This is a genomic window from Pseudomonas wadenswilerensis, from assembly GCF_900497695.1.
Lineage (GTDB): Bacteria > Pseudomonadota > Gammaproteobacteria > Pseudomonadales > Pseudomonadaceae > Aquipseudomonas > Aquipseudomonas wadenswilerensis.
On the sequence record NZ_UIDD01000012.1, the window covers coordinates 297,139 to 323,417 of the forward strand.

The 26,279-nt window shown below is 63.5% G+C and carries 26 protein-coding genes and 1 pseudogene; 13 read left to right on the forward strand and 14 right to left on the reverse strand.

Going from position 1 to position 26,279, the window contains the following annotated elements:
- Positions 1 to 40: 40 nt before the first annotated feature.
- Together phaC and CCOS864_RS26115 are read left to right on the forward strand one after the other, a co-directional pair.
- Positions 41 to 1,723, forward strand: coding sequence for a class II poly(R)-hydroxyalkanoic acid synthase (gene phaC / locus CCOS864_RS26110; RefSeq protein ID WP_115089257.1), 1,683 nt, complete (start codon positions 41 to 43; stop codon positions 1,721 to 1,723).
- Between the two features lie 13 nt (positions 1,724 to 1,736).
- A complete protein-coding gene (locus CCOS864_RS26115) occupies positions 1,737 to 2,351 on the forward strand; it encodes a TetR/AcrR family transcriptional regulator (protein ID WP_115089258.1) in 615 nt (204 codons plus the stop codon).
- Between the two features lie 52 nt (positions 2,352 to 2,403).
- Here the strand turns inward: CCOS864_RS26115 and CCOS864_RS26120 are convergent, their stop codons facing one another.
- From CCOS864_RS26120 to CCOS864_RS26130, 3 genes are all read right to left on the reverse strand, one after another.
- Positions 2,404 to 3,165, reverse strand: coding sequence for a phasin family protein (locus CCOS864_RS26120; protein ID WP_115089259.1), 762 nt, complete (start codon positions 3,163 to 3,165; stop codon positions 2,404 to 2,406).
- 10 nt (positions 3,166 to 3,175) lie between these two features.
- Positions 3,176 to 3,595 carry a phasin family protein gene (locus tag CCOS864_RS26125; protein ID WP_115089260.1) on the reverse strand — a complete coding sequence of 140 codons (420 nt, stop codon included), beginning with the start codon at positions 3,593 to 3,595 and terminating at the stop codon, positions 3,176 to 3,178.
- A 181-nt stretch (positions 3,596 to 3,776) separates the two neighbouring features.
- Entirely contained in the window at positions 3,777 to 4,052 is a 276-nt protein-coding gene (locus CCOS864_RS26130; protein ID WP_115089261.1) for a polyhydroxyalkanoic acid system family protein, read from the reverse strand.
- Between the two features lie 124 nt (positions 4,053 to 4,176).
- Between CCOS864_RS26130 and ubiE the strand changes: the two genes are divergently transcribed.
- The 11 genes and pseudogenes from ubiE to CCOS864_RS28880 all read left to right on the forward strand — a co-directional run bounded on the left by ubiE (position 4,177) and on the right by CCOS864_RS28880 (position 12,145).
- Complete coding sequence (ubiE, locus tag CCOS864_RS26135) at positions 4,177 to 4,947, forward strand: bifunctional demethylmenaquinone methyltransferase/2-methoxy-6-polyprenyl-1,4-benzoquinol methylase UbiE (RefSeq protein WP_115089262.1); 771 nt, start codon at positions 4,177 to 4,179, stop codon at positions 4,945 to 4,947.
- Entirely contained in the window at positions 4,947 to 5,570 is a 624-nt protein-coding gene (locus CCOS864_RS26140) for a ubiquinone biosynthesis accessory factor UbiJ (RefSeq protein WP_115089263.1), read from the forward strand. The genes ubiE and CCOS864_RS26140 overlap by 1 nt, the downstream gene beginning before the upstream one ends.
- Positions 5,567 to 7,174, forward strand: a complete 1,608-nt coding sequence (ubiB, locus tag CCOS864_RS26145) for a ubiquinone biosynthesis regulatory protein kinase UbiB (protein WP_115089264.1) — start codon at positions 5,567 to 5,569, stop codon at positions 7,172 to 7,174. The genes CCOS864_RS26140 and ubiB overlap by 4 nt, the downstream gene beginning before the upstream one ends.
- Positions 7,175 to 7,246: 72 nt before the next feature.
- Positions 7,247 to 7,639 carry a phosphoribosyl-AMP cyclohydrolase gene (gene hisI, locus CCOS864_RS26150; RefSeq protein ID WP_115089265.1) on the forward strand — a complete coding sequence of 131 codons (393 nt, stop codon included), beginning with the start codon at positions 7,247 to 7,249 and terminating at the stop codon, positions 7,637 to 7,639.
- A gap of 1 nt (position 7,640) precedes the next feature.
- Entirely contained in the window at positions 7,641 to 7,976 is a 336-nt protein-coding gene (locus tag CCOS864_RS26155) for a phosphoribosyl-ATP diphosphatase (RefSeq protein WP_115089266.1), read from the forward strand.
- Positions 7,977 to 8,001: 25 nt separating this feature from the next.
- Positions 8,002 to 8,271: a twin-arginine translocase TatA/TatE family subunit gene (locus CCOS864_RS26160; RefSeq protein ID WP_115089267.1), complete on the forward strand. Its 270-nt coding sequence runs from the start codon at positions 8,002 to 8,004 to the stop codon at positions 8,269 to 8,271.
- 3 nt (positions 8,272 to 8,274) lie between these two features.
- Positions 8,275 to 8,658 carry a Sec-independent protein translocase protein TatB gene (gene tatB, locus CCOS864_RS26165; RefSeq protein WP_115089268.1) on the forward strand — a complete coding sequence of 128 codons (384 nt, stop codon included), beginning with the start codon at positions 8,275 to 8,277 and terminating at the stop codon, positions 8,656 to 8,658.
- Positions 8,655 to 9,446: a twin-arginine translocase subunit TatC gene (gene tatC / locus CCOS864_RS26170; protein WP_115089269.1), complete on the forward strand. Its 792-nt coding sequence runs from the start codon at positions 8,655 to 8,657 to the stop codon at positions 9,444 to 9,446. The genes tatB and tatC overlap by 4 nt, the downstream gene beginning before the upstream one ends.
- Positions 9,443 to 10,150 carry a 16S rRNA (uracil(1498)-N(3))-methyltransferase gene (locus CCOS864_RS26175; protein ID WP_115089270.1) on the forward strand — a complete coding sequence of 236 codons (708 nt, stop codon included), beginning with the start codon at positions 9,443 to 9,445 and terminating at the stop codon, positions 10,148 to 10,150. The genes tatC and CCOS864_RS26175 overlap by 4 nt, the downstream gene beginning before the upstream one ends.
- 78 nt (positions 10,151 to 10,228) lie before the next feature.
- Positions 10,229 to 11,290 (forward strand): annotated as a pseudogene (locus CCOS864_RS28875) (methyl-accepting chemotaxis protein); the annotation flags it as partial.
- A gap of 141 nt (positions 11,291 to 11,431) precedes the next feature.
- Positions 11,432 to 12,145 carry a methyl-accepting chemotaxis protein gene (locus CCOS864_RS28880; RefSeq protein ID WP_010222329.1) on the forward strand — a complete coding sequence of 238 codons (714 nt, stop codon included), beginning with the start codon at positions 11,432 to 11,434 and terminating at the stop codon, positions 12,143 to 12,145.
- A gap of 97 nt (positions 12,146 to 12,242) precedes the next feature.
- On the opposite strand, the gene CCOS864_RS26185 is transcribed toward CCOS864_RS28880, so the two are convergent.
- The 11 genes from CCOS864_RS26185 to hutH form a co-directional block, all read right to left on the reverse strand.
- A complete protein-coding gene (locus CCOS864_RS26185) occupies positions 12,243 to 12,977 on the reverse strand; it encodes an amino acid ABC transporter ATP-binding protein (RefSeq protein ID WP_115089519.1) in 735 nt (244 codons plus the stop codon).
- Complete coding sequence (locus CCOS864_RS26190) at positions 12,970 to 13,932, reverse strand: amino acid ABC transporter permease (RefSeq protein ID WP_115089272.1); 963 nt, start codon at positions 13,930 to 13,932, stop codon at positions 12,970 to 12,972. Before CCOS864_RS26190 ends, CCOS864_RS26185 begins: the two co-directional genes overlap by 8 nt.
- Before the next feature lie 78 nt (positions 13,933 to 14,010).
- The gene (locus CCOS864_RS26195) at positions 14,011 to 14,811 is read right to left on the reverse strand and encodes a transporter substrate-binding domain-containing protein (RefSeq protein WP_166675744.1); all 801 of its coding nucleotides are present in this window, start codon (positions 14,809 to 14,811) and stop codon (positions 14,011 to 14,013) included.
- A gap of 251 nt (positions 14,812 to 15,062) precedes the next feature.
- Positions 15,063 to 17,636, reverse strand: a complete 2,574-nt coding sequence (gene mdoH, locus CCOS864_RS26200) for a glucans biosynthesis glucosyltransferase MdoH (protein ID WP_115089274.1) — start codon at positions 17,634 to 17,636, stop codon at positions 15,063 to 15,065.
- Complete coding sequence (locus CCOS864_RS26205) at positions 17,629 to 19,344, reverse strand: glucan biosynthesis protein G (RefSeq protein ID WP_115089520.1); 1,716 nt, start codon at positions 19,342 to 19,344, stop codon at positions 17,629 to 17,631. The genes mdoH and CCOS864_RS26205 overlap by 8 nt, the downstream gene beginning before the upstream one ends.
- Before the next feature lie 261 nt (positions 19,345 to 19,605).
- The gene (dtd, locus tag CCOS864_RS26210; RefSeq protein ID WP_115089275.1) at positions 19,606 to 20,043 is read right to left on the reverse strand and encodes a D-aminoacyl-tRNA deacylase; all 438 of its coding nucleotides are present in this window, start codon (positions 20,041 to 20,043) and stop codon (positions 19,606 to 19,608) included.
- Entirely contained in the window at positions 20,040 to 21,011 is a 972-nt protein-coding gene (gene pip / locus CCOS864_RS26215; RefSeq protein ID WP_115089276.1) for a prolyl aminopeptidase, read from the reverse strand. The genes dtd and pip overlap by 4 nt, the downstream gene beginning before the upstream one ends.
- A 168-nt stretch (positions 21,012 to 21,179) precedes the next feature.
- Positions 21,180 to 21,983, reverse strand: a complete 804-nt coding sequence (gene hutG / locus CCOS864_RS26220) for an N-formylglutamate deformylase (protein ID WP_115089277.1) — start codon at positions 21,981 to 21,983, stop codon at positions 21,180 to 21,182.
- Positions 21,984 to 21,993: 10 nt separating this feature from the next.
- Positions 21,994 to 23,199: an imidazolonepropionase gene (gene hutI, locus CCOS864_RS26225; protein WP_115089278.1), complete on the reverse strand. Its 1,206-nt coding sequence runs from the start codon at positions 23,197 to 23,199 to the stop codon at positions 21,994 to 21,996.
- A 15-nt stretch (positions 23,200 to 23,214) separates the two neighbouring features.
- Positions 23,215 to 24,618, reverse strand: coding sequence for an amino acid permease (locus CCOS864_RS26230; RefSeq protein WP_115089279.1), 1,404 nt, complete (start codon positions 24,616 to 24,618; stop codon positions 23,215 to 23,217).
- 112 nt (positions 24,619 to 24,730) lie between these two features.
- Entirely contained in the window at positions 24,731 to 26,263 is a 1,533-nt protein-coding gene (hutH, locus tag CCOS864_RS26235) for a histidine ammonia-lyase (protein ID WP_115089280.1), read from the reverse strand.
- Positions 26,264 to 26,279 lie beyond the last annotated feature (16 nt).

Here is a 26,279-nt window from a genome sequence, read left to right on the forward strand (position 1 = left end):
TGATGTGTTTGTTGATGGCCTGACGACGGAGTGTTGCCTGATGAAAGACAAACCCGCGAAGGGATCGGTACCGGTCCCCGCCACCTATATGAACGTGCAGAGTGCAATCAGCGGCCTGCGCGGACGTGACCTGTTTTCGACCTTGCGCAGCGTCAGCCGCCATGGTCTGCGCCACCCGCTGCACACCGCCAAGCACATGCTGGCCCTGGGCAATCAACTGGGCAAGGTGCTGCTCGGCGAAACCCCCTATCAACCGAGCCCCCGCGACAACCGCTTCAAGGACCCGGCCTGGAGCCAGAACCCACTGTACAGCCGCGGCCTGCAGGCCTACCTGGCATGGCAGAAGCACACTCGCCTGTGGATCGACGAAAGCCAGCTGGCGCCAGACGACCGCGCCCGCGCGCACTTTCTGTTCACTCTGCTCAACGATGCCGTGTCGCCCAGCAACTCACTGCTCAACCCCCTGGCGGTCAAGGAGCTGTTCAACTCCGGTGGCCTGAGCCTGGTGCGCGGCATCAACCACTTGCTCGATGATTTGCGGCACAACGACGGCCTGCCGCGCCAGGTCAACCCGCAGGCCTTCGAGGTCGGCCGCAACCTGGCGACCACGCCGGGCTCGGTGGTGTTTCGCAACGAGCTGCTGGAACTGATCCAGTACAAGCCGATGAGCGAAAAACAATACGCCAGGCCATTGCTGGTGGTACCGCCGCAGATCAACAAGTTCTACATCTTCGACCTGAGCCCGGCCAACAGCTTCGTCCAGTACATGCTCAAGAACGGCCTGCAGACCTTCATGATCAGCTGGCGCAACCCCGACCCGCGCCACCGTGAGTGGGGCCTGTCGAGCTATGTCGAAGCCGTGGAGGAGGCGATGAACGTGTGCCGGGCGATCACCGGCAGCCGCGAGGTCAACCTCATGGGCGCCTGTGCCGGTGGCCTGACCATGGCCGCGTTGCAAGGTCATTTGCAGGCCAAGCGCCAGTTGCGCCGGGTCAGCAGCGCCACCTACCTGGTCAGCCTGCTCGACAGCCAGATCGACAGCCCGGCCAGCCTGTTTGCCGACGAACAAACCCTTGAAGCCGCCAAGCGCCGCTCCTACCAGCAAGGCGTGCTCGACGGTCGCGAGATCGCCCGGGTGTTCGCCTGGATGCGCCCCAACGACCTGATCTGGAATTACTGGGTCAACAACTACCTGCTCGGCAAGGCCCCGCCGGCGTTCGACATCCTCTACTGGAACAACGACAACACCCGCCTGCCGGCCGCGCTGCATGGCGACCTGCTGGACTTCTTCAAGCACAACCCGCTGGCCCACGCAGCGGGGCTTGAAGTGTGCGGCACGCCGATCGATCTGCAGAAGGTCAACGTCGACAGTTTCAGCGTCGCCGGCAGCAACGACCACATCACCCCCTGGGATGCGGTGTATCGCTCGGTGCTGCTGCTCGGTGGCGACAAACGCTTCATCCTCGCCAACAGCGGCCATGTGCAAAGCATCATCAACCCGCCGGGCAACCCCAAGGCGCATTACGTCGACAATCAGCGCCTGAGCAGCGACCCGCGGGCCTGGCTCTACGATGGCAAGCAGGTCGACGGCAGCTGGTGGCCGCAATGGCTGGAATGGATTCAGGCGCGCTCCGGCGCCCAGCGCGAAACCCTGATGGCCCTCGGCAACCAGAACTACCCTCCCATGGACCCCGCGCCCGGCAGCTACGTGCAGGCGCGCTGAACAAGTAGAACGGATGAAAACCCGCGACCGTATCCTCGAGTGTGCCCTGCAACTGTTCAACCACCAGGGCGAGCCGAATGTCTCGACCCTGGAGATTGCCAACGAAATGGGCATCAGCCCGGGCAACCTCTACTACCACTTCCACGGTAAGGAGCCGCTGGTGCTGGGGCTGTTCGAACGCTTCGAGGACGAGCTCACGCCACTGCTGGACCCGCCGCTGGAAGTGCGCCTGGATGCCGAGGACTACTGGCTGTTCCTGCACCTGATCGTCGAGCGCATGGCCCAGTACCGCTTCCTGTTCCAGGACCTGTCGAACCTGACCGGGCGCCTGCCCAAGCTGGCCCGTGGCATGCGCAACCTGCTCAACGCGCTCAAGCGTACCCTGGCGGCGCTGCTGGCCAGCCTCAAGGCCCAGGGGCAGGTGCTCAGCGATACGCGGGCGTTGGGGCAGCTTGTTGAGCAGATCACCCTGACGCTGCTGTTCTCGCTCGATTACCAACGGGTGCTGGCCCGTGAGGGTGAGGTAGGGGTGGTGGTGTATCAGGTGATGATGCTGGTGGCGCCGCACCTGGAGGCGGGCTCGCGGCATGCAGCCGAGCAGTTGGCGCTAAGGTATCTGGAGGGTTGAAAGCATCGCGGGGCAAGTCGGGTCGCCGCACTGCCCCGCGATAAAGCCAGTATCAGGACTGGCTGATCGGGCTTGCCGGAGCTGACGGCGCCGAAGTAACCGGTGCAGCATTGGCTACCGGTACCGGGCTTGGCGCCGGTGCAGCGCTGGCCGCAGGTGCCGCCGGCTTCGCTGCTGCAGGTTTAGCTGCTGGCTTGGCCGCTGGCTTCTTCACTGCCGGTTTCTTCGCTGCAGCCGGTTTGGCTGCTGGCTTGGCCGCAGGTTTTGCCGCTGCGGTTTTCGCCGCTGGCTTGGCTGCAGGTTTAGCCGCTGCAGTTTTTGCTGCAGGTTTCGCCGCCGCTTTCGGTGCAGCCTTGGCCAGTGGCTTGGCTGCAGGCTTGCTCGCCGCCGGTTTTTTCGAGATCGGAGTGACCGAAGCGCCGGTCAGTTTCTCGATCTGCTTGGTCAGGGTGTCGACCTTCGAATGCAGCGCCTTGACCTCACTGCGGCTCGGCACGCCAAGGCGCGAGATCGCACTGTTCAGGCGCTTGTCGAAAGCACCTTCGAGTTCGTCCCATTTGCCCAGTGCGCGATCCTTGACGCCGCTGATGCGCGAGGTAGCCGACTTGGCGGTTGCCTTGGCCGAGTCGACCGAACCCTTGGCCAGTTTTTCAGCTTTCTCACCCTCCTTGACCAGGCTGTCAAACACCTTGCTGCCATCCTGATCGATCTTGGAGTAGATACCCAAACCAGCCAGCCAGATCTTGCGGGAATACTTCTCGATCTCCCCGACCCAGGAACTGCCTTCTTTATCAGTAGTCTTCTTGCCAGCCATCCCGCTCTCCTTATTGTTTACGTGCGACACGTTCAAGCAATGCCGTGAGCTCATCGAGCTTGACAGAGAGTGTCTCCACGTCATGTTTAGACGGAATGCCGATGCGATTCAAGGCGCTTGCGACCCGTGTGTCGAAAGCCTTTTCGATTTTGTCGAGTTGAACCTCGACCTTGCCCTTGACGCTGCTCAGCTCGCCCTTCACCGAATCGATCTCGGAGTTGGCGGCATCGACCTGCGCATCGAGTTTTTTCTTGCCGCGTTTTTCTACCGATTCACCGGCCTTGACCAGCTCTTTGAGGTAGTCGGCACCTTCCTGACCTACCCGGGTGTAAGCCCCGAGGCCCGCCAGCCAGATCTTGCGCGCGTAGCCGCGCACCTCACCCAACGTGCGCTGGGCGTCGTCTTTTTTCTTCAGGATCACTTTGGCCATACTCTGCACCTCACGCTCTGAACGGAAATGGAGGAACTGCCCAGGGAAGTTGGGCTTGAGCACAAGGTAGGGGGAAAAATTAGAATTCTCACCCTAAGGGCAAGATCAACTGATCCAGATCAGACCGGCTCACACGAATCCTGTGGGAGCCGGCCTTGCCGGCGATGAAGTCAACGCGCAATCAAGCCAACGCTTTGTCCAGCGCCCGCTCGATCTCGCTCTTGATGGTCCCGCTCATCATCGACAGCATCATGCCCAGCTTCAGCTCGACCTTGATGCTGTCCTCGCCAATCAGCACGCTGCCATTGGCGCCACTGCGCTTGACCTCGACCCGGTCACCGTTCCAGCTGGCCTTGAGGTCGTATTCGCGGGCCAGCTTGTCGACCAGGGCTTCGGCCTTTTGCCGGGCCGCATCGCGGCCCAGGTTGTGTTTGCGTTCAACGCTGATCTGGGTCATTCATTCAATCCTGGGTTCGAAGGCATACTTGTATTATGCCCGCGCCCCACCTGCGACACACCCCGCCAAGACAAAACCGACCGTACGCCCTAGAATGGCCAGTAATTTTTTCCGGTGAAGCGATATGAACGATCAGCGCAAAGGCGACCACGCCGAACCCACCACCCACTTCGGCTACAAGAACGTGCCGGAAAGCCAGAAGGCCGAGAAAGTCGCCGAGGTGTTCCACTCGGTGGCGGCCAAGTACGACCTGATGAACGACGTGCTCTCCGTCGGCATGCACCGCCTGTGGAAGCGTTTCACCATCGAACTGTCGGGCGTGCGCCCGGGTAACCGGGTCCTCGACATCGCCGGCGGCACTGGCGACCTGGCAGCCAAGTTCTCGCAACTGGTCGGCCCCAGCGGTCAGGTAGTGCTGGCCGACATCAACGAGTCGATGCTCAAGGTCGGTCGCGACCGCCTGCTCGACCGCGGCGTGGCCGGCAACATCGAGTTCGTCCAGGCCGACGCCGAAAAACTGCCGTTCCCGGACAACCACTTCGATTGCGTGACCATTGCCTTCGGCCTGCGCAACGTCACCCACAAGGACGAGGCCATCCGCTCCATGCTGCGGGTGCTCAAGCCCGGTGGCCGCTTGCTGGTGCTGGAATTCTCCAAGCCGACCAACAAGCTGATGTCCAAGGTCTACGACGCCTACTCGTTTGCCTTCATGCCGCTGGCCGGCAAGCTGATCACCAACGACTCGGAAAGCTACCGTTACCTGGCCGAATCGATCCGCATGCACCCCGACCAGGAAACCCTCAAGGCGATGATGGTCGAAGCTGGTTTCGACCGCGTCACCTACCACAACATGACCAGCGGCATCGTTGCCCTGCACCGGGGAATCAAGCCCTGATGCTCCTGGCCGGCCTGCTCGCCAGCGTCGAACACGGCCTCAACCGTGTTTTGCGCCTGGACAGCACAGCGCTGCCGCGTCTGCGCCCGCTCGACGGCAAGGTGATTGCCATCGACTGCCGCCAGCCGGCCCTGCAGCTGTTCATCCTGCCCAGCGACGAAGGCCTGATGCTCGCCACGCACTGGGCCAATGAGGCCGACTGTACCCTGCGCGCGCCCGCCAGCAGCCTGGTGCGCCTGGCCCTGAGCCAGGACAAGAGCGCCGTGCTGCACAGCCCGCAGGTCGAGCTTGAAGGCGACAGCGCGGTGCTGCTCGACCTGGTGGCAGTGCTGCAGGACCTGGAGCTGGACTGGGAGTACGAAGTTTCCCGCTGGCTCGGCCCGGTCGCCACGCAACTGCTCAGCGGTCATTTGCGCAGCCGCGCCAACTGGACCCGCCAGGGCCTGGCGGCGCTCAACCAGAACCTTTCCGAGTACCTCGCCGAAGAGGCCCGGACCCTGGTAGGCCTGCGCGAAGCCGAAGCCCGTTTCAGCGAACTCGACACGCTAAAAGTCGATATTGAACGCCTTGAGGCGCGCATCGAGCGCCTTGCCCGATCCCTTGATACCAGCGATAACGCATGAAGCTGCTTGCCGTCCGCCGTTTGTTGCGCATCCAGCGCGTCGTGATCCGTTACCGTCTCGATGACCTGCTGTTCGCCCTGCCCCTGCCCTGGTGGCTGATGGGCCTGCGTTATGCCATGCCTTGGCGCTGGCTGCCGCGCAAGCAACTGGAGCTCAGCCGTGGCGCGCGCCTGCGCCTGGCGCTACAGGACCTGGGGCCGATCTTCATCAAGTTCGGCCAGTTGCTCTCGACTCGCCGCGACCTGCTGCCCGAAGACATTGCCGACGAGCTGATGCTGCTGCAGGACCGGGTACCGCCGTTCGACCCGCAAAAAGCCATCGCCCTGATCGAGGAGCAGCTCGGGGCCAAGATCAGCGAAGTGTTTAGCCGCTTCGACGTCGAGCCCCTGGCCTCGGCCTCGGTTGCCCAGGTGCACGCGGCCAAGCTCAAGAGCGGTGAAGAGGTGGTGGTCAAGGTGGTGCGCCCCGGTCTCAAGCCGATCATCGCCCAGGACCTGGCCTGGCTGTTCCTGATTGCCCGTGGCGCCGAGCGGGTTTCGGCCGATGCGCGCCTGCTGCACCCGGTGGAAGTGGTCAACGACTACGAAAAAACCATCTACGACGAACTCGACCTGTTGCGCGAGGCGGCCAACGCCAGCCAGCTCAAGCGCAACTTCGAAGGCTCGGAGATGATGTACGTGCCCCAGGTGTACTGGGACTGGTGCCGGCCGAAAGTGTTGGTGATGGAGCGCATCTACGGCATCCAGGTCACTGACCTGGCGACCCTGGCCGACCAGCGCACCGACATGAAGCTGCTCGCCGAGCGTGGCGTGGAGATCTTCTTCACCCAGGTGTTTCGCGACAGCTTCTTCCACGCCGACATGCACCCGGGCAACATTTTCGTCAGCACCGTCAAGCCGTGGAGCCCGCAGTACATCGCCATCGACTGCGGCATCGTCGGCAGCCTGACCCCCGAGGACCAGGACTACCTGGCGCGCAACCTGTTCGCCTTCTTCAAGCGTGACTACCGCCGCGTCGCCCAGTTGCACATCGACTCGGGCTGGGTACCGGCGCAGACCAAGCTGAATGAATTCGAAGCGGCGATCCGTACCGTGTGCGAGCCGATCTTCGAAAAACCGTTAAAGGATATTTCCTTCGGCCAGGTGCTGATGCGCCTGTTCCAGACCGCGCGGCGCTTCAACATGGAAGTCCAGCCGCAGCTGGTGCTGCTGCAAAAGACCCTGCTCAACATCGAAGGCCTGGGCCGCCAGCTGTACCCGGACCTCGACCTGTGGAGCACCGCCCAGCCGTTCCTCGAGCGCTGGATGCGCGAGCGGGTCAGCCCCAAGACCCTGCTGCAGAACCTGCATGGCCAGGTCGAACAGATTCCGCACCTGGCCGGCATGACCCGCGACCTGCTCGAACGCATGTCGCAGCCGCACCTGTCCGACCCGCCTGCGCCCTGGCAGCAGAAGAGCGATCACTGGGCCCTGCGCCTGCTCGGTGCCGGGCTGCTCGGCGGCGGTGCCACCCTGGCTGCCGGCGCGGTCAGCCTGAGCGCTCCGGCTGCCTGGCCGGCCTGGCTGATGCTGGCCGCCGGCCTCTACCTGATCGTGCGTCGATAGCCAGCCGGGCCGCTGGCTGGCACACTAGCGCAAGGGTTCGGCAACGGATCGAACCTGGTTTTGGAGTCGAAGATGAAAGACTGGCTGGACGAGATCAACTGGAACAGCGATGGCCTGGTACCGGCTATCGCCCAGGACCACAAGACCGGGCGCGTGCTGATGATGGCCTGGATGAACCGCGAGTCGCTGGCGCTGACCGCCGCTGAGCAGCGGGCCATCTACTGGTCACGTTCGCGTGGCAAACTGTGGCGCAAGGGCGAAGAATCCGGCCACGTGCAGAAGCTGCATGAAATGCGCCTGGACTGCGACGCCGACGTGATCATCCTGATGGTCGAGCAGTTGGGTCATATCGCCTGCCATACCGGCCGCGAAAGCTGCTTCTACCGGGTTTATGAGAACGGCGAATGGAAGACCGTCGATCCGGTCCTGAAGGACCCGCATGCCATCTACAGCGCAGGACACTGACATGAGCGACACCCTGACCCGCCTGGCCGAAGTGCTGGAATCGCGCAAAGGCGCCGAGCCCGATAGCTCCTACGTGGCCAGCCTGTACCACAAGGGCCTGAACAAGATTCTGGAAAAACTCGGCGAAGAGTCGGTCGAGACCATCATCGCCGCCAAGGACGCCGCCCATAGCGGCGACTGCAGCGATGTCATCTATGAGACCGCCGACCTGTGGTTCCATAGCATGGTCATGCTCGCGCAACTGGGCCAGCACCCGCAGGCGGTGCTGGACGAGCTGGACCGCCGTTTCGGCCTGTCCGGGCACGCCGAGAAAGCAGCGCGTCAGCCGTCGGCCTAACTGAATTATTTCGAGGGATTGCACCATGGGTATTTTTGACTGGAAACACTGGATCGTCCTGCTGGTCGTGGTGGTACTGGTGTTTGGTACCAAGAAGCTGAAGAACTTCGGCAGCGACCTGGGCGAATCGATCAAGGGCTTCAAGAAAGCCATGAACGAAGAAGAGACCAAGCCGGACGAGCAGACGCCACCGCCGGCGCAACCTGTCCAGCCGCAGGCCACTTCGCCGCTGAACCAGCCGCAGACCTTCGAAGGCCAGGCCCACAAGGTCGAAGAGCCGATCAGGAAAGATTGATCAATGTTCGGGATCAGCTTCAGCGAACTGTTGCTCGTGGGCCTGGTGGCCCTGCTGGTGCTCGGCCCCGAGCGCCTGCCGGGTGCCGCGCGCACCGCCGGGCTGTGGATCGGCCGGCTCAAGCGCAGCTTCAATGCGATCAAGCAGGAGGTCGAGCGCGAAATCGGCGCCGATGACATCCGTCGTCAGTTGCATAACGAGCACATCCTCTCCATGGAGCAGGAAGCGCGCAAGATCCTCAACCCCAACAGCGTGACGCCTGAGCCGCCTGCAAGCCCGGTAGCCAATGGCGAAACCGCCCCGGCGCCAGCCCCGGCCAGCAGCGAAACCCCGCCGCCGGTCGTCAGCGCGCCCACCGAACCGACACAGCCCCCGCGAGCCCCATGAGCGATATTCCGGAAAACGACCAGCCGATGCCGCTGGTTTCGCACCTCACCGAGTTGCGTACACGCCTGCTGCGCTGCGTCGCGGCCATCTTCCTGATCTTCGCCGGGCTGTTTTCCTTCGCGCAGCAGATCTACACCCTGGTCTCGGCGCCGTTGCGCGAACACTTGCCGGCCAACGCAACGATGATTGCCACCGACGTCGCCTCGCCGTTCCTGACGCCGTTCAAGCTGACCATGATCGTCTCGCTGTTCCTGGCCATTCCGCTGATCCTGCAGCAGATCTGGGGCTTCATCGCGCCAGGGCTGTACCGCCATGAAAAGCGCATCGCGATCCCATTGCTGATCTCCAGCATCATTCTGTTCTACGCCGGCATGGCCTTCGCCTACTTTCTGGTGTTCCCGCTGATCTTTGGTTTCTTCGCCAGCGCCACTCCGGACGGGGTGGCGATGATGACGGACATCTCCAGCTATCTGGACTTCGTCATGACCCTGTTCTTCGCCTTCGGCGTGGCCTTCGAGATCCCGGTGGCCGTGGTGCTGCTGGTGTGGATCGGCGTGGTCGACGTGAAGTACCTGAAGAAGATTCGCCCGTACGTGATCATCGGCTGCTTCGTGGTCGGCATGATCCTGACCCCGCCGGACATCTTCTCGCAGACCCTGCTGGCCGTGCCCATGTGGCTGCTGTTCGAGATCGGCGTGCTGTTTGGCGGGCTGATCCGCAAGCGCAGCGAGCACCGTGAAGACGCTGCCGACGACCACAACGACCAGCCGCCAGCGACCCAGCCGTGAACCTGCTGTTACTCGAAGAGGCCGACTTCATCGCGGCCGATCGCGCGGTGCTGGCTGACCGGCGTTTTACCCACATGCAGGAAATCCACCGCGTGGCGGTGGGCGATACCCTGCGCGTCGGGCGTATCGGCGGGCTGATGGGCCAGGCCACGGTACTGCGCCTGGAAGGCCATGAGGCCGAGCTCGGCGTCAGCTTCGACCAGCCGCCTCCGGCCAAGCTGCCGCTGACCCTGGTGCTGGCCCTGCCACGGCCAAAGATGCTCCGCCGGGTATTCCAGACCGTCGCCACCATGGGCGTGCCGAAAGTGATCCTGGTCAACAGCTACCGCGTCGAGAAAAGCTTCTGGCAGACACCATTCCTTGAGCCCGAGGCCATCCGCGAACAGCTGATCCTCGGCCTTGAGCAGACCCGCGATACCGTCCTGCCCGAAGTGATCATCGAGAAGCGCTTCAAGCCGTTTGTCGAAGACCGCCTGCCAGCCATCAGCGAGGGCACCCTTGGCCTGGTCGGCCATCCCGGCCAGTACCCGCCGTGCCCACGCGGGCTGAACGAGCCGGTTACCCTGGCCATCGGCCCGGAAGGCGGCTGGATTCCCTACGAGATCGACCTGCTGGGCAAGGCTGGCCTTGCCCCGGTACAACTCGGCGAGCGCATCCTGCGCGTGGAGACGGCGGTCACCGCCCTGCTCGCCCGCCTGTTCTGACTTCAGTTTTGCCGCTCCAGGCCGATGCATTGGCAACAGAACAATAATCGCCTCTGCCGATCGCAATGGAGTCCCACCATGTACCGTTGGTTAGCCCAGCACCTGGGCAACGTGAGCGTCAATCTCAAACTCGGCATTGGCTTCGGCCTGGTCCTGCTGCTGACCCTGGCCATTACCCTGACCGGCTGGCAGGGCCTGAACGGTGTCACCGAACGCGGCGACACTCTGGGCGGCATCTCCCAGGTGCATCAGGCCACCCTCGAACTGCGTATCGCCCGCCAGGGTTTCCAGCTCAAAGGCGACGAGGCGGCGGCGCAGAACCTCAACAATGCGCTGGCAGCGTTAGAGCGCCAACTGCAAGCGGTCGACCAACGCATCGTCCTGCCGGAGAATCGTCGGCGTATCGAGCAGCAGCACGACGCCGTGCGCCAATACCGCCAGGCGCTGAGCAGTGCCGACAAGGCCGCCCAACAGCGCGAGGCCGCTCGCGCCGTACTCGGCAGCAGCGCCGACGAGGCTGCGGCGCTGATCGCCCAGGTCGAGCAACAACTACTCAGCGGCAGCGACCTGAACCTGTTCAACAGTGTGGTCGGCGCCAGCAAATTGCTGCAACAGGCGCGTTTCCAAGTGCGTGGCTACACCTACAGCGGCAAGGCCGAGTTCCAGCAGACCGCGCTGCAAGCCATCGACCAGGCCACCTCGCAGCTCAAGACCCTGGCTGAAGTGCTGCCAGCCAGCTACACCAGCAACTTCAACCAGGCCGCCCGCGCCCTGGGCAACTACCGCGGCGCCGTGGTCGAGTTCGGCAACGCGCAAAGCGCCTCCGAGCAGGCCGCGCAGCAGATGGTTGTGCTGGGCCAGAACCTGATCGAACAGAGCCAGCAACTGACCACCACCCTCACCACCCTGCGCGATGACGAGGCGCAACACGCCAAGTCGATGCTGACCCTGGCCACGGTGCTGGCCCTGCTGTTCGGCCTGCTGGCCGCCTGGGCCATTACCCGGCAGATCGTCATCCCCCTGCGCCAGACCCTCAACGCCGCCGACCGGGTCGCCAGTGGCGACCTGCGCCACGACCTCAAGGTCGATCGGCGTGACGAGCTGGGCCAGTTGCAGCGCAGCATGCAGCGCATGACCGTAAGCCTGCGCGAATTGATCGGCGGCATCGGCGACGGCGTCACCCAGATCGCCAGCGCCGCCGAAGAGCTGTCGGCGGTCACCGAGCAGACCAGCGCCGGGGTCAACAATCAAAAGGTCGAGACCGACCAGGTGGCCACCGCCATGAACGAAATGGCCGCCACCGTGCAGGAAGTCGCGCGTAACGCCGAGGAAGCCTCGGAAGCGGCGGTAATGGCCGATCAGCAGGCCCGCGAAGGTGATCGGGTGGTCGGTGAAGCCATCGCCCAGATCGAGCGCCTGGCCAGCGAGGTCAACCATTCCAGCGAAGCCATGGGCCAGCTCAAGGCCGAAAGCGACAAGATCGGCAGCGTGCTCGATGTGATCAAGTCGGTGGCCCAGCAGACCAACCTGCTGGCCCTCAACGCTGCTATCGAAGCGGCCCGCGCCGGTGAGGCCGGACGTGGCTTTGCCGTGGTGGCCGATGAAGTACGCAGCCTGGCGCAACGCACCCAGCAGTCCACCGAGGAGATCGAACAATTGATCGCCGGCCTGCAGAACGGCACCCAGCAAGTGGCCACGGTGATGGATGCCAGCCGCGGCCTGACTGACAGCAGCGTCGAGCTGACGCGTCGCGCCGGCACCTCGCTGGAAACCATCACCCGTACGGTGTCTTCGATTCAGGCGATGAACCAGCAGATCGCTGCGGCGGCCGAGCAGCAAAGCGCGGTGGCCGAAGAGATCAACCGTAGCGTGATGAATGTGCGGGATGTGTCGGACCAGACCTCGGCCGCCAGTGAAGAGACCGCGGCCTCCAGCGTTGAGCTGGCGCGGTTGGGGACGCATCTGCAGACCTTGGTCGGCAAGTTCCAGCTCTGAACCGCCCCATCGCCGGCAAGGCCGGCTCCCACAATGACCGGGTCTCAGATGACCCTGTGGGAGCCGGCCTTGCCGGCGATGAAGGCGCCGCGCAGTATCAGAGCACCTGCCGCAAAAACGCCTGGGCGCGCAGGTCCTTGGGTGAGGTGAAGAACGCCTCCGGCGGCGAGTCTTCCAGCAGCTTGCCGTGATCGAAGAACAGCACCCGATCCGCCACTTCGCGGGCAAAGCCCATTTCGTGGGTGACACAAACCATGGTCATGCCTTCCAGGGCCAGGGTCTTCATCACATCCAGCACCTCACCGACCATTTCCGGGTCGAGCGCCGAGGTCGGCTCATCGAACAGCATTACCTTGGGCTCCATGGCCAGGGCGCGAGCGATCGCCACCCGCTGCTGCTGACCACCGGACAAGCGCGAAGGGAACTCATTGGCCTTCTGCGCAATGCCGACCTTCTCCAGCAACGCCCGGGCCTTGGCCTCGCGCTCGGCCTTGCCGCGCTTGCGCACGACCTTCTGCGCCAGGCACAGGTTCTCCAGCACGGTCATGTGCGGGAACAGGTTGAAATGCTGGAACACCATGCCGACTTCCCGGCGGTAGGCGTTGACGTCGGTCTTCGGATCAGCCAGTTGCAGGCCGTCGATGGCCACGGTGCCTTCATCGAACGACTCCAGGCCGTTGAGGCAGCGCAGGAAGGTCGACTTGCCCGAGCCCGAAGGGCCGAGCACCACCAGCACTTCGCCCTTGGCCACGTCGGTGCTGACGTGATCGACCGCGCGCACCACTTGCCCACGGGTATCGAAGACTTTTACCAGGTCACGGACTTCAATCACTTTGCGCAAGCCTCCGCTCAAGCCGGCTGGCCATGTGCGACAGCGGCAGGTTGATCAACAGGTACAGGCCGGCGACGCAGAACCAGATCTCGAAGGTCGAGAACGAGGTGGTGATCGACTCGCGACCGCTTTTGGTCAGTTCGGTGATGGCGATCACCGAGACCAGCGAGGTGTCCTTGACCAGGCTGATGAACTGCCCGGCCAGCGGTGGCAATACGCGCTTGAAGGCTTGCGGCAGCACCACATGGCGCATCGACTGGCCAGCGCTCAGGCCCAGAGAGCGGGCGGCTTCACCCTGGCCCTTGGCGATCGACTGCACACCGGCGCGGACGATCTCGGCGACATAGGCGCCGGTAAACAGCGCCAGCGCCGCCACCCCGGCAAACTCCCGGGACAGGTTGAGCACGGTACCGATGAAGAAATAGAAGATGAAAATCTGTACCAGCAACGGCGTACCGCGTACCAGCTCGACATACACCGTCGACAGGTCACGCAGGGTCGGGTTGTTCGACAGCCGGCAGAGCCCGGCAAACAAGCCGATCAGCAGCCCCAGCACGCCGGAGGCGACCGAGATCCATACCGTGGTCCACAGGCCCCAGGCCAGCGGGCCGGCGGCCCAGTGATGGGTAACGCCGATCAGGTCGCCTTCGGCCACATCGTCGCCGCGCGACAGTTGCACGCTGGCCTGCTCGACCTCGAAGACCTGCTCGCCACCGCTCTCGTCACGTACCGTGACGCTGGCCATGTCGCCCTTGCTGACGATGGCTTCGATGGTGCCGTTTTCAGCGACGCGCTGGGCGACTTCAGCCTGGTAGGCAAAGTACTGCGGCACCCGGTTCCAGCGCCACTCGTAGGAAATCACCGAGGTCGCGTAATACAGGCTGACGGCCAGGCCGATCAGGACCAGCGCGGTCAGCCCGTGCCAGGGCCACTGGGCTTTTTTGTGTTTGATCACGTGAAGGTACTTCCGTAAAAGCGAACGCGCAGGGCCAGCCTGCGCGTCGGGTTTCAAGCCGGGCGTGGTGCCTCGGCCTTATTCCATGTCCTTGAGCCAGGCGGTGTCCTTGAACCACTTGTCGTGGATGCGATCGTAGGTCCCGTCGTGCTTGATCTGGTGCAGGAAGTTGTTGATGAAGTTGAGGCTGTCGTAGTCGCCCTTCTTCAGGCCGAAGGCCAGCGGTTCGAAGGTGAACGGCTTGTCGAGGAACAGCAGCTTGCCGGCGCCGGCCTTGTTCACCGCGACGACGTTGTACGGCGCGTCGTAGACGAAGGCGTCGGCCTTGCCGTTGACCACGTCCATCACTGCTTCCTGCTCGTTGTCGTAGCCGTGGTACTTGGCCTTGCCGATCAGCTTCTTGGCGACCATCTCGCCGGTAGTACCGAGCTTGGAGGTCAGGCGGTACTTCTCGTTGTTCAGGTCTTTGTAGGACTTGATCTCGTCAGCCAGCTCCTTGCGGATCAGCAGGGTCTGACCGACAACGATGAAGGGTTCGCTGAAGTTAAGCTTGAGGTTGCGTTCCTGGGTCAGGGTCATGCCGCTGCCGATCATGTCGAACTTGTCGGTCATCAGCGCCGGGATGATGCCGTCGTACGCAGTGGAAACGGTCTCGAGCTTGACGCCCATGGACTTGGCCATGGCCTTGAGGATGTCGACCTCGAAGCCGATGATCTCACCGCGCTTGTTGGTCATCTGGAACGGCATGTAGGTAGGGTCCATGCCGACACGCAAGGTGCCGCGCTTGACCGCGTCATCGATGGCTCCGGCCGCCTGGGCGGCACTTACCGCGACCAGCGCCGTGACGCCGACCAGCAGCATCGACAGATACTTCTTAATCATCACCAGATCCCCCAGCAGAAAAGCTCGAATTTTATTTTTGGCGCGAACCGTCCTACTCAGACGGGTGCGAGATATTCGGGGAGGGATGCTAACGCATGAACGGCACGGTACATATAGCCGAAGATGACTTTGTTACGCATTGATACCAGAAAAAACATCGCCGGCAACACCGGCTCCCACAAGGTCAGTTGTGCATACAACCCTGTGGAAGCCGGCGTTGCCGGCGATTGCTTGAGCCGATCAGGCGATCAGGCACTGGCCAGCGAAGGCTGTACGGCAGGCTCCGGATGCAACGGCAACAGCGGCGAGTGCGGATCGTTGGCGATCGACTGGCGCCAGACGCCCAGCCAGGCCTCGTTCTGCTCATCCCAGACCGCCGTGTGCAGGCGCGCCAGGGCAACCGGGTCGCTGAGCAGGGCCAGACGGGTATTGCCATCCAGACCGCTCGGGCCGACTTCCAGGGCCTTGGCGATACGCTCGGCACGCAACGCCTCGATCGGCGCCGCGACGCCGTGACGGGCAGTGGCCAAGGCGCAAGCCAGGGCGTTCTGCTGCGGGTCGACCACGGCACGGACGAAGCCGTCGTGCATGGCGTGCCAGCGATTCTCGTGGGTGTACTGATCGGTGGCCAGCAGTTCGCGAGGCGTGGCGTATTCCTCGGGGATCAGGAACAGGCTCTCGTCCTTGGCACGCAACCCCAGGTGCACCCGACTGGAAATCACCGAGACCGGGATCGACAACATCAGCGAACCAACGATCGGCACCAGCCACCACAAAAAGCTCGGGTTCAGCCAGGCCACCAACAGCGCCCAGGCCACACCCAGCAGGGTTTGTGGACCATGGCGGCGGACCGCTTCGCTCCACGGGGTGGAGTCGTCGTCACGCTGCGGCGAGTTCCAGGTCGCGGCCCAGCCGAGGAACGCGGCGAGTACGAAGCGAGTGTGGAAGATCATCCGCACCGGCGCCAGGAGCATGGAGAAGAGCATCTCCAGCAGCATCGACACGGTCACCTTGAAGCGCCCGCCGAACTCTTTCGCACCCTTGGCCCAGATCAGGATGACGCTGAGCAGCTTGGGCAGGAACAGCAGCACGATAGTGGTGGAGAACAGCGCAATGGCTTTCTCCGGATGCCACTGCGGCCACAACGGGTAGAGCTGGCGCGGTTCGAGGAAGTACTGCGGCTCCATCAGGGTGTTGGTCGCCAGCAACGCAGTCGACAGCACCAGGAAGAAGAACCACAACGGCGCCGAGAGGTACGACATCACCCCGGTAAGGAACACCGCACGGTGCACCGGGTGCATGCCTTTTACCAGGAACAGGCGGAAGTTCATCAGGTTGCCGTGGCACCAGCGCCGGTCGCGCTTGAGCTCGTCGAGCAGGTTCGGCGGCAGTTCTTCGTAGCTACCCGGCAGGTCGTAGGCAATCCACACGCCCCAGCCGGCCCGACGCATCAGCGCCGCTTCGACGAAGTCGTGGGAGAGGATCGCACCGGCAAAGGCACCCTTGCCCGGCAATGGCGCCAGGGCGCAGTGCTCGATGAAGGGCTTCATGCGGATGATCGCGTTGTGACCCCAGTAGTGCGACTCACCGAGCTGCCAGAAGTGCAGGCCGGCAGTGAACAGCGGGCCGTAGACGCGGGTGGCGAACTGCTGCATGCGCGCATACAGGGTGTCCATGCCCGAAGCTTTCGGCGCGGTCTGGATGATCCCGGCGTCCGGGTTGGCCTCCATCAGGCGCACCAGGCTGGTCAGGCATTCGCCGCTCATCACGCTGTCGGCGTCGAGCACCACCATATAGCGGTAGTCGCCACCCCAGCGACGGCAGAAGTCGTCGAGGTTGCCGCTCTTGCGTTTGACCCGGCGGCGACGGCGACGGTAGAAGATCCGCCCGAAACCCTTGGCCTCACGGCAGACTTCCAGCCAGGCCTGTTGCTCGGCCACGGCGATGTCGGTGTCGTTGGTGTCGCTGAGCACGAAGAAGTCGAAACGGTCGAGGTCACCGGTGGCGGCCACCGACTCGAACGTCGCCCGCAGGCCGGCGAACACGCGTGGCACGTCTTCGTTGCAGATCGGCATGACGATCGCGGTGCGGGCACCGGCTTCGATCGGCTCGTTACCGGCACTGCTGCCGGAAATGCGGTATTTGTCGCGCCCGGTAAGCAGTTCCAGGAAACCCATCAGCGCGGTCCAGAAACCCGCCGAGACCCAGCAGAAGAGGATACCGAAGAGGATCAGGATGCTGGTCTGCAGCGCATACGGCCAGACTTGCGTGGCGGTTTGCAGCAGCGGTTGGTGCATGACTTCGTCGAGGTCGACGAACGACCAGCCCTGGTACGGCAGGATGCCCTTCATGTACCAGCCGGCGACGATGGTCTGACCGAGCATCAGCGCCAGCAGGATGTAGCGGCGCATCGAGCCGACCCAGCGCCAGCGCGCCTTGGGCAGCTCGCGCTTTTCCGGCGCCGGAGCGTTGGTGCGGCCGGTCAGGCGGCGCCAGGCGCGGATCAGGATGTTGGTCCGCCACGGCTCGGGGATTACCCGGGTGCGACGGATCGGCGGCGTGGCCTTCAGGCAGACCCGGCCGCTGCCGTCCACCGCGAGCATCTCGGCGTCTTGCAGCTCTTCGGCGCAGGTCACGTGCAGGCGCTCGCCCACCGAGGCCTGAACGGCCTCGGCAGCGTCGGCGCCCGGCTGGGCAGACAGGCGTTGATGCAATTCGCTGAACGAGGAGCAGCGGGCGAGTTCCGCGCGCTGCTCGTCGCTCAGGGGCAGGTGGGCCAGATATTCGCTGAGCGATTCTGGCCGGGTATGGGCATTACTCATCGGCAGGCAACTGATAGCTCCAGGTCTCGGTCAGCACCTGTTCGGTGGTGGCCGGTGCCCCGGTGGTGGACGCCGCGTCGGCGGCAGGTTGCTCGGCAGGCTTGTCAGCCTTGGCATGTTTGGCCGCGGCTTTGTCCTGCTTGCTTGGTTTGGCAGGCTTGGCCGGCTCGACCGGAACGTCACGCAGCAGGGCGGCGCGCATTTCCACGGACTTGCTCGGGTCTTTGACCTTCAGCCGCAGGGTCAGGCGCCAGCCTTTGATTTCCGGGTTGTAACGCAGGTTGTTCTCGACCACTTCGGCATTGTCGCCAACGCTGACCTGGCTACGCACTGCGGTGTCTTCCGGCAGTTTGCTCAGTACCGGGCCTTCGAAGTCGACCAGGAAGGCCACGCTGCCATCGGGCTGGCGGATCAGGTTGGACTGCTTGACGTCACCGGTCGAGCGCAGGGTCTGCTTGACCCAGCCCAGGTTCGGCGAGTGGAACTCGGACTCGTCGATGGTCCAGTGCAGGCGGTAGGCGTATTCGAACGGGGTACCTGGCTCCGGCAGTTTCTCCGGGCTCCAGAAGGCCACGATGTTGTCGTTGGTTTCGTCGGCAGTCGGGATCTCGACCAGGTCGACGGTACCCTTGCCCCAGTCACCGACCGGCTCGATCCAGGCACTTGGACGCTTCTGGTAGTTATCGTCGAGGTCTTCGAACTGGCTGAACTCACGCTGGCGTTGCAGCAGGCCGAAACCACGCGGGTTCTCGACGCTGAAGTTGCTCACGGCCAGGTGTTTCGGGTTGTTCAGCGGGCGCCACAGCCACTCGCCATTGCCAGCGTGGATCGACAGGCCTTCGGAGTCGTGCAGGGCCGGACGGTAGTTGAGCACCTTGGACGGCTGGTTGCCGCCGAACAGGAACATGCTGGTCAGCGGGGCGATGCCCAGGCGGCTGACGTGGTCACGCAGGAACACCTTGGACTGCACGTCGACAATGGTGTCGCTGCCCGGACGCAGGGTCAGGCGGTAGGCGCCGGTGGAACGCGGCGAATCGAGCAGCGCGTAGATCACCAGTTGCTTGTCGGTCGGCTTCGGACGCTCGACCCAGAACTCGGTGAAGCGCGGGAATTCTTCGCCCGACGGCAGCGCGGTGTCGATAGCCAGGCCGCGAGCGGACAGGCCATACACATGGCCCTTGCCGACCACGCGGAAATAGCTGGCGCCAAGCAGGGTCATGATTTCATCCTGCTTGTCAGCCTTGTTGATCGGGTACAGCACGCGGAAACCGGCGTACCCCAGCTGTTCGGTAGCCTTGGCGTCGAACTGCAGGTCGCCGAAATCGAAACGGCTCGGGTCGTACTTGATCTCTTTCACCGCCTTGCTGGTGACTTCGTTGATCTTGACCGGCGTGTCGAAATGCATGCCCTGGTGGTAGAAGGACAGCTTGAACGGCGTCTTGTCCTTGGCCCACTCGGCTTTTTCGTTGAGGAAGCGGATTTTCTGGTAGTCCGCGTACTTCATGTCACGGAACACCGCCGGCAGATTGCTTTTTGGCGCTTCGTACTTCTGCCCGGCAAGATCCTTCGCCTTGGCCGCGACATCGTCAAGGTTGAACGCCCAGAGCTGGCCTGCGCCGAGCAGGCTTACCAGCGTTGCGCCTGCCAACAGGGCCGTGCGCAGCCGATTGCCGGGAGTTCTTGGTGCATTACAGGGACTTACAATCACGAGCAACCCTCGCCGAAAACAGATCATAAAACCAACGGCCAGCGACATATGCCAGGTTGGCGAGCACTGTTCGGACTCCGAAAGGGCGCAATGATTCCCCAAACGGTTCCGGACAGTCTCAAGTCAGAGTGAAACGAACCCGCGAACGCAGGCCCACATAGCGCGCGATTATCCAGCAGGCTGCGTTACAACGCATCAGGCTGAACAAACTATTTATGCAACCAAACCCCTTGTTTTCCCGCAAACAGGGGTTTTTTGCCATCATATTTGTAACATAAATGTTACCGGGCCATCATTGACCAGGTGCACCTGCATGTCAGCTCCGAACTGACCACTGGCAACCGTCGCGTGCTGGACCTGGGCCTGGGCCAACATATAGTCGAAAAGCTCGGCGCCCAGCGCTGGCGGCGCAGCCGTGGAAAAACTCGGGCGCAGGCCGCTCTGGGTATCGGCGGCCAGGGTGAACTGCGAAACCAGCAGCAGGCCACCACCGATGTCCTTGAGCGACAAGTTCATCTTGCCCTGAGGGTCGCTGAATACCCGGTAGTTGAGCAGCTTGTGCAACAGCTTGTCGGCATGCGCGCGGGTGTCGCCGGGCTCGACCGCCACCAGCACCAGCAGGCCCTGGTCGATCGCGCCAACGGATTTGCCCTCGACATCCACCCGCGCGCCACGCACGCGTTGCAACAGCCCCTTCATGCTTCTTCCAGGGGCAGGTCGAGCAGGCGCCGGGCCATCTGGTCGGCGGCGCGCACCAGGGCGTCGGTGATGCCGGGCTCGGAAGCAGCGTGGCCGGCGTCGCGAATCACCTTCAATTCACTGTTCGGCCAGGCCTGATGCAGCTCCCAGGCGTTATCCAGCGGGCAGATCACGTCGTAACGACCATGCACGATCACCGCCGGCAGGTGGGCGATCTTCGGCATGTCGCGGATCAGTTGGTCCGGCTCGAGGAAGGCATTATTGGTGAAGTAATGGCATTCGATGCGGGCGATCGACAGCGCGCGCTGCGGCTCGGAGAAGCGATCGACCACCAGCGGGTTGGGCCGCAGGGTTGCGGTGCGCCCTTCCCAGGTCGACCAGGCCTTGGCCGCGTGCATCTGGGCGATCTGATCGTTGCCGGTCAGGCGCTTGTGGAAGGCCTTGACCAGGTCGCCACGCTCCTCGGCCGGAATCGGTGCGATGTAGTCCTGCCAGTAATCGGGGAACAGGCGGCTGGCGCCAGCCTGGTAGAACCACTCGATCTCTTGCGCGCGGCACAGGAAGATGCCGCGCAGGATCAGGCCATGCACGCGCTCGGGGTGGGTCTGGGCGTAGGCCAGGGCCAGGGTCGAGCCCCAGGAGCCGCCGAACAGCACCCATTTTTCGATGCCCAGGTGCTTGCGGATGCGCTCCAGGTCTTCGACCAGGTGCCAGGTGGTGTTGTTTTCCAGGCTGGCATGGGGGGTCGAACGGCCACAGCCGCGCTGGTCGAAGGTGATGATGCGGTACAGGTTGGGATCGAAGTAGCAGCGGCTCTGGGCATCGCAGCCAGCACCCGGGCCACCATGGATGAACACCACCGGCAGACCTTCCGGCGAACCGCTCTCATCGACATACAGCACATGCGGTGCTTCCACGGCCAGATCGTGCCGGGCGTAGGGTTTGATCTGCGGGTACAAGGTCTGCATTACGCACTCCGTGTGGGAATTATTCTGCCGTTGGGCATCATAAACCTGAATTGCGCTTAGAGCATGTACCTGTGATGGCTTTGAGGGCCCTATCGCTGGCAAGCCAGCTCCCACAGGTTCGATACACCCTGTGGGAGCTGGCTTGCCAGCGATGGGCTCACCCTGGTCTCAAGCCTTGTAGCGCTCCTTGCCCCATTCCAGCACCGTCTCGAGCAACTGCTTCAACACCACCTGGGTCGGCGCCGCCAGATCCTCGCGGTACTTGAACGGCTCGACCTCTTCCATATAGGTGCTTTGCGCCAGCTCCAACTGCACCGCGTGGATGTCTTTGGCCGGGTCACCATAGTGACGGGTGATATGGCCACCCTTGAAGCGACCATTGAGCACATGGCTGTACTGCTCAAATTTTGCACAGACACCCTGCAGCCGCTCAGCCAGCTGCGGATCACAACTGGCGCCATTGAAGGTGCCGAGGTTGAAGTCCGGCAGCTTGCCATCGAACAGGTGCGGGATGTGCGAGCGGATCGAATGCGCATCCCACAGCAAGGCATAGCCGAACTGCTCGCGCAGGCGTGCCAGCTCGTTGCGGATAGTGTCGTGGTAGGGCCGCCAGATCGCTTCCAGGTACCCTGCCCGCTCCTGCGCCGACGGCGCCTGGCCGTCCTTGAACAACGGCTCGCCCTCGAACAGGGTCGCCGGGTACAGGCCGGTGGTGGCACCGACATACAGCGGCTTGTCGTCGTCCGGTCGGTTCAGGTCGATGACGAAACGCGAGTACCCGGCCGCGACCACGCTGGCGCCCAGGCCACGGGCAAAATCGTACAGCTGCGGGATATGCCAGTCGGTGTCCGGCAGGCTTTGCGCCTGCTCGACCAGACCGTCCTGCACCGCCGGGGTCAGGCGCAAACCGGCGTGGGGCATGCTGATCAGCAGCGGCAGCGTGCCCTGGTGAAAACTCAGTACCTTGTCCATACGCCCTCTCTCAATTGAAAACATCATGGCCCAGGCGCACCACCCGCTTGGGCAGGTCGCCGCCGAGCCAGTAGGCCAGGTCGGCCGGTCGCTCGATCTGCCAGGCGACGAAGTCGGCCACCTTGCCGACCTCCAGTGAACCGTGGCTGTCGCCCAGGCCCAGGGCCGTTGCCGCGTGCAGGGTGACACCGGCCAGGGCTTCTTCCGGGGTCATGCGGAACAGGGTACAGGCCATGTTCAGCATCAGGCGCAGCGACAGCGCCGGCGAAGTGCCAGGGTTGAGGTCGCTGGCAATGGCGATCTTGACCCCATGCTTGCGCAGGGCATCCATCGGCGGCAACTGGGTTTCACGCAGGAAGTAGAAAGCACCGGGCAGCAATACCGCCACAGTCCCGGCCGCCGCCATGCCGATGGCGTCGTCTTCGGTCATGAACTCCAGGTGATCGGCCGACAGCGCCTGGTAACGCGCCGCCAGGCTGGAACCGGCCAGGGACGACAGTTGCTCGGCATGCAGCTTGACCGGCAAGCCCAGCTCGCGAGCCTTGATGAACACCCGCTCGACCTGGGCCGGGGAGAACGCCAGGTATTCACAGAAGGCATCCACTGCGTCCACCAGGCCCTCGGCGGCCAGCGCCGGGAGCATTTCATCGCAGATATGGCTGATGTAGTCGTCAGCCCGGTCCTTGTATTCCGGCGGCAAGGCGTGGGCCGCCAGGCAGGTGCTGCGCACGGTCAGTGGCAGCTCCTCGCCCAGGCGGCGGATGACCTTGAGCAGCTTGCGCTCGCTGGCCAGGTCCAGGCCGTAACCGGACTTGATCTCCAGGGTGGTGACACCATCGCGCATCAGCGCCTGCACGCGCTGGCGGGCGCTGGCGAACAGTTCGTCCTCGCTGGCCGCACGGGTCGCCCGCACAGTGCTGGCGATACCGCCACCCTGGGCGGCGATCTCGGCATAGCTGACACCTTGCAGGCGCTGCTCGAACTCGCCGCTGCGGTTGCCACCAAACACCGTGTGGGTGTGGCAGTCGATCAGGCCCGGGGTGACCCAGGCGCCGCCCAGGTCCACGGTTCTGTCAGCGACCACAGCCGGCAGCTGCTGGCGCGGGCCGATCCACTCGATGTGGCCGGCACTGGTGATAATCGCCGCGTCCTCGATGATCGAGTAGGCGCCTTGCGCCATGCTTGCCACATGGCAGTGCTGCCAGAGGGTTTTCATTCAGTTGCTCCTTGATCAGAGTTGCGAAGGTTCCTGCACCAGCGGCTGCTCGGCGCCAGCCACCTGCGGTTTGCACCAGAGCTTGTAGGCCACCACCAGGAACAGTACCCAGACCACGCCCACCAGCAACGCTGCCTGGGTATCAGGGAAGTAGGCCAGCACGCCGAAGACGAACAGCATGAAGGCAATCGCCGCCGCCGGGCCATAAGGCCAGAACGGTACCGGGAACTTCAGCTGAGCGACCTCTTCACGGCTCATGCTGCGACGCATGGCGACCTGGGTCACGAGGATCATCAGCCACACCCAGACGGTCGCAAAGGTAGCGATCGAGGCGATCAGCAGGAACACGTTTTCCGGGATCAGGTAGTTGAGCACCACGCCGCCGAGCAAGGCTGCGCCCATGACCAGCACGGTCATCCACGGCACGCCATGACGGGAGATCTTGGCAAAGCCTTTAGGCGCCTGCCCTTGCTGGGCCAGGCCATACATCATGCGTCCGGCGCCGAAGATGTCGCTGTTGATCGCCGATACCGCAGCGGAAATCACCACGATGTTCAGCACGGTCGCCGCCGAACCAATCCCCAGATTGCTGAAGATCTGCACGAACGGGCTGCCCTGGCTGCCGATTTGCGGCCACGGATACAGGCACATCAGCACGAACAGGGTCAGCACATAGAACAGCAGGATGCGCATCGGCACGGCGTTGATCGCCTTGGGGATGACGCGCTGCGGGTCCTTGGCTTCACCGGCGGTGATGCCGATGATTTCGATGCCGCCGAAGGCAAACATCACCACCGCCAACGAGGCAATCAGGCCACCAATGCCATTGGGCATGAAGCCGCCATGCTCGAACAGGTTGCTGATACCGACGGCATTGTCGGCACTGGCATTGCTCAGGCCGAAGGCCATGATGCCGAAACCGGCAAGGATCATCGCGACGATGGCGCCGACCTTGAGCAGCGACAGCCAGAATTCCATCTCGCCGAACACTTTGACGTTGCACAGGTTCAGGCCGCCAATCAGGAAGACGATGCCCAGCACCCAGATCCAGCGCGCCACTTCCGGAAACCAGAAGCCCATATAGATGCCGAAGGCGGTGACGTCGGCGAGGCAGACGATGATCATTTCAAAGGCGTAGGTCCAGCCGAGGATGAACCCCGACATGGGGCCAAGATACGTGCTGGCGTAGTGGCCGAAGGAGCCGGACACCGGGTTGTGCACGGCCATTTCCCCCAGCGCGCGCATGACCATGAATACCGCTGCACCACCGATAAGGTAGGCCAGCAGCACCGCTGGCCCGGCCATCTGGATGGCGGCGGCGGAACCATAGAACAGCCCGGTGCCGATCGCCGAGCCCAGTGCCATGAAGCGAATGTGGCGCGCGGTGAGCCCGCGCTTGAGTCCTTGAGCTTGTTGCATGTCACGTCCTTATTCTTGTTCTGGTCGTGAGAATGAACGGGCGCGCCAATCCCGGGGCAAGCCCGCCCCCACGGTGGGAGCGGGCTTGCCCCGCGAAGGGCCCCGGGAGCAATTACAGGCTAGGCAGGACCTTGGCCGGCAGCAGGCCGGTCAGGCGCCCTTCGGCCAGCAGGGCGATGGCCGCCTCGATGTCCGGGGCGAAGAAGCGGTCTTTGTCGTAGTAAGCAACCTTGCTGCGCAGGGTTTGCCGCGCCTGTTCCAGCTTCGGCGAGGTCTTCAGGCCTTCGCGCAGGTCCAGGCCCTGGCAGGCGGCCAGCCATTCGACGGCAAGAATACCGCGCACGTTGTCGCTCATTTCCCACAGGCGCTTGCCAGCAGCCGGCGCCATCGACACGTGGTCTTCCTGGTTGGCCGAGGTCGGCAGGCTGTCGACGCTGTGCGGGTGAGCCAGGGCCTTGTTTTCGCTGGCCAGCGCAGCTGCGGTGACCTGGGCGATCATGAAGCCGGAGTTGACCCCGCCATTGGCCACCAGGAACGGCGGCAGCTGGGACATGTGCTTGTCCATCATCAACGAGATACGGCGTTCGCTGAGCGAACCGATTTCGGCGATGGCCAGGGCCATGTTGTCGGCGGCCATGGCCACCGGCTCGGCGTGGAAGTTACCACCGGAGATCACGTCACCTTCGGCGGCGAACACCAGCGGGTTGTCGGACACGGCGTTGGCTTCGATCACCAGCACTTCGGCGGCCTGGCGGAACTGGGTCAGGCAGGCGCCCATGACCTGTGGCTGGCAGCGCAGCGAGTACGGGTCCTGGACCTTGCCGCAGTTCTCGTGGGAGGCGGAGACTTCGCTGCCGTCACCCAGCAGGTCGCGGTAGCACGCTGCGGCGTCGATCTGGCCGCGCTGGCCACGGGCTTCATGAATGCGCGCATCGAACGGCGAACGCGAACCCAGCACCGCTTCGACGGTCAGGCCACCGACCGACATGGCGGCAGCGAACAGGTCTTCACCTTCGAACAGACCGCGCAGGGCGAAGGCGGTGGACGCCTGAGTGCCGTTGAGCAGCGCCAGGCCCTCTTTGGCCGCAAGAGTCAGCGGCTCGAGGCCGGCAACTGCCAGGGCTTCGGTGGCCGACAGCCATTGGCCGTTGTGGCGCGCCTTGCCTTCACCCAGCAGTACCAGCGACATGTGTGCCAGCGGGGCGAGGTCGCCGGAAGCGCCGACCGAACCTTTCAGCGGAATGTGCGGATAGACTTCGGCGTTGATCAGCGCGATCAGGGCGTTGATCACCTTGCGGCGGATGCCGGAGAAACCACGGCTCAGGCTGTTGACCTTGAGCACCATGATCAGACGCACCAAGGCATCGTCAATCGGCTGGCCGACGCCTGCGGCGTGGGACAGCACCAGCGAACGCTGGAGGTTTTCCAGGTCGTGGCTGGCGATACGGGTCGAGGCCAGCAGGCCGAAACCGGTGTTGATGCCGTAGGCAGTGCGGTTTTCCGCGAGGATCTGCTCGACACAGGCGACGCTGGCGTCGATCTGCTGGTCGGCGCTGGAATCCAGCGTGAGTTTTACCGGCTGCTGGTAGATCGCACGCAGCTGAGCCAAGGTCAGGGTGCCGGGCTTCAGGGTCAATTCAGTCACGTTAATGCTCCGTACT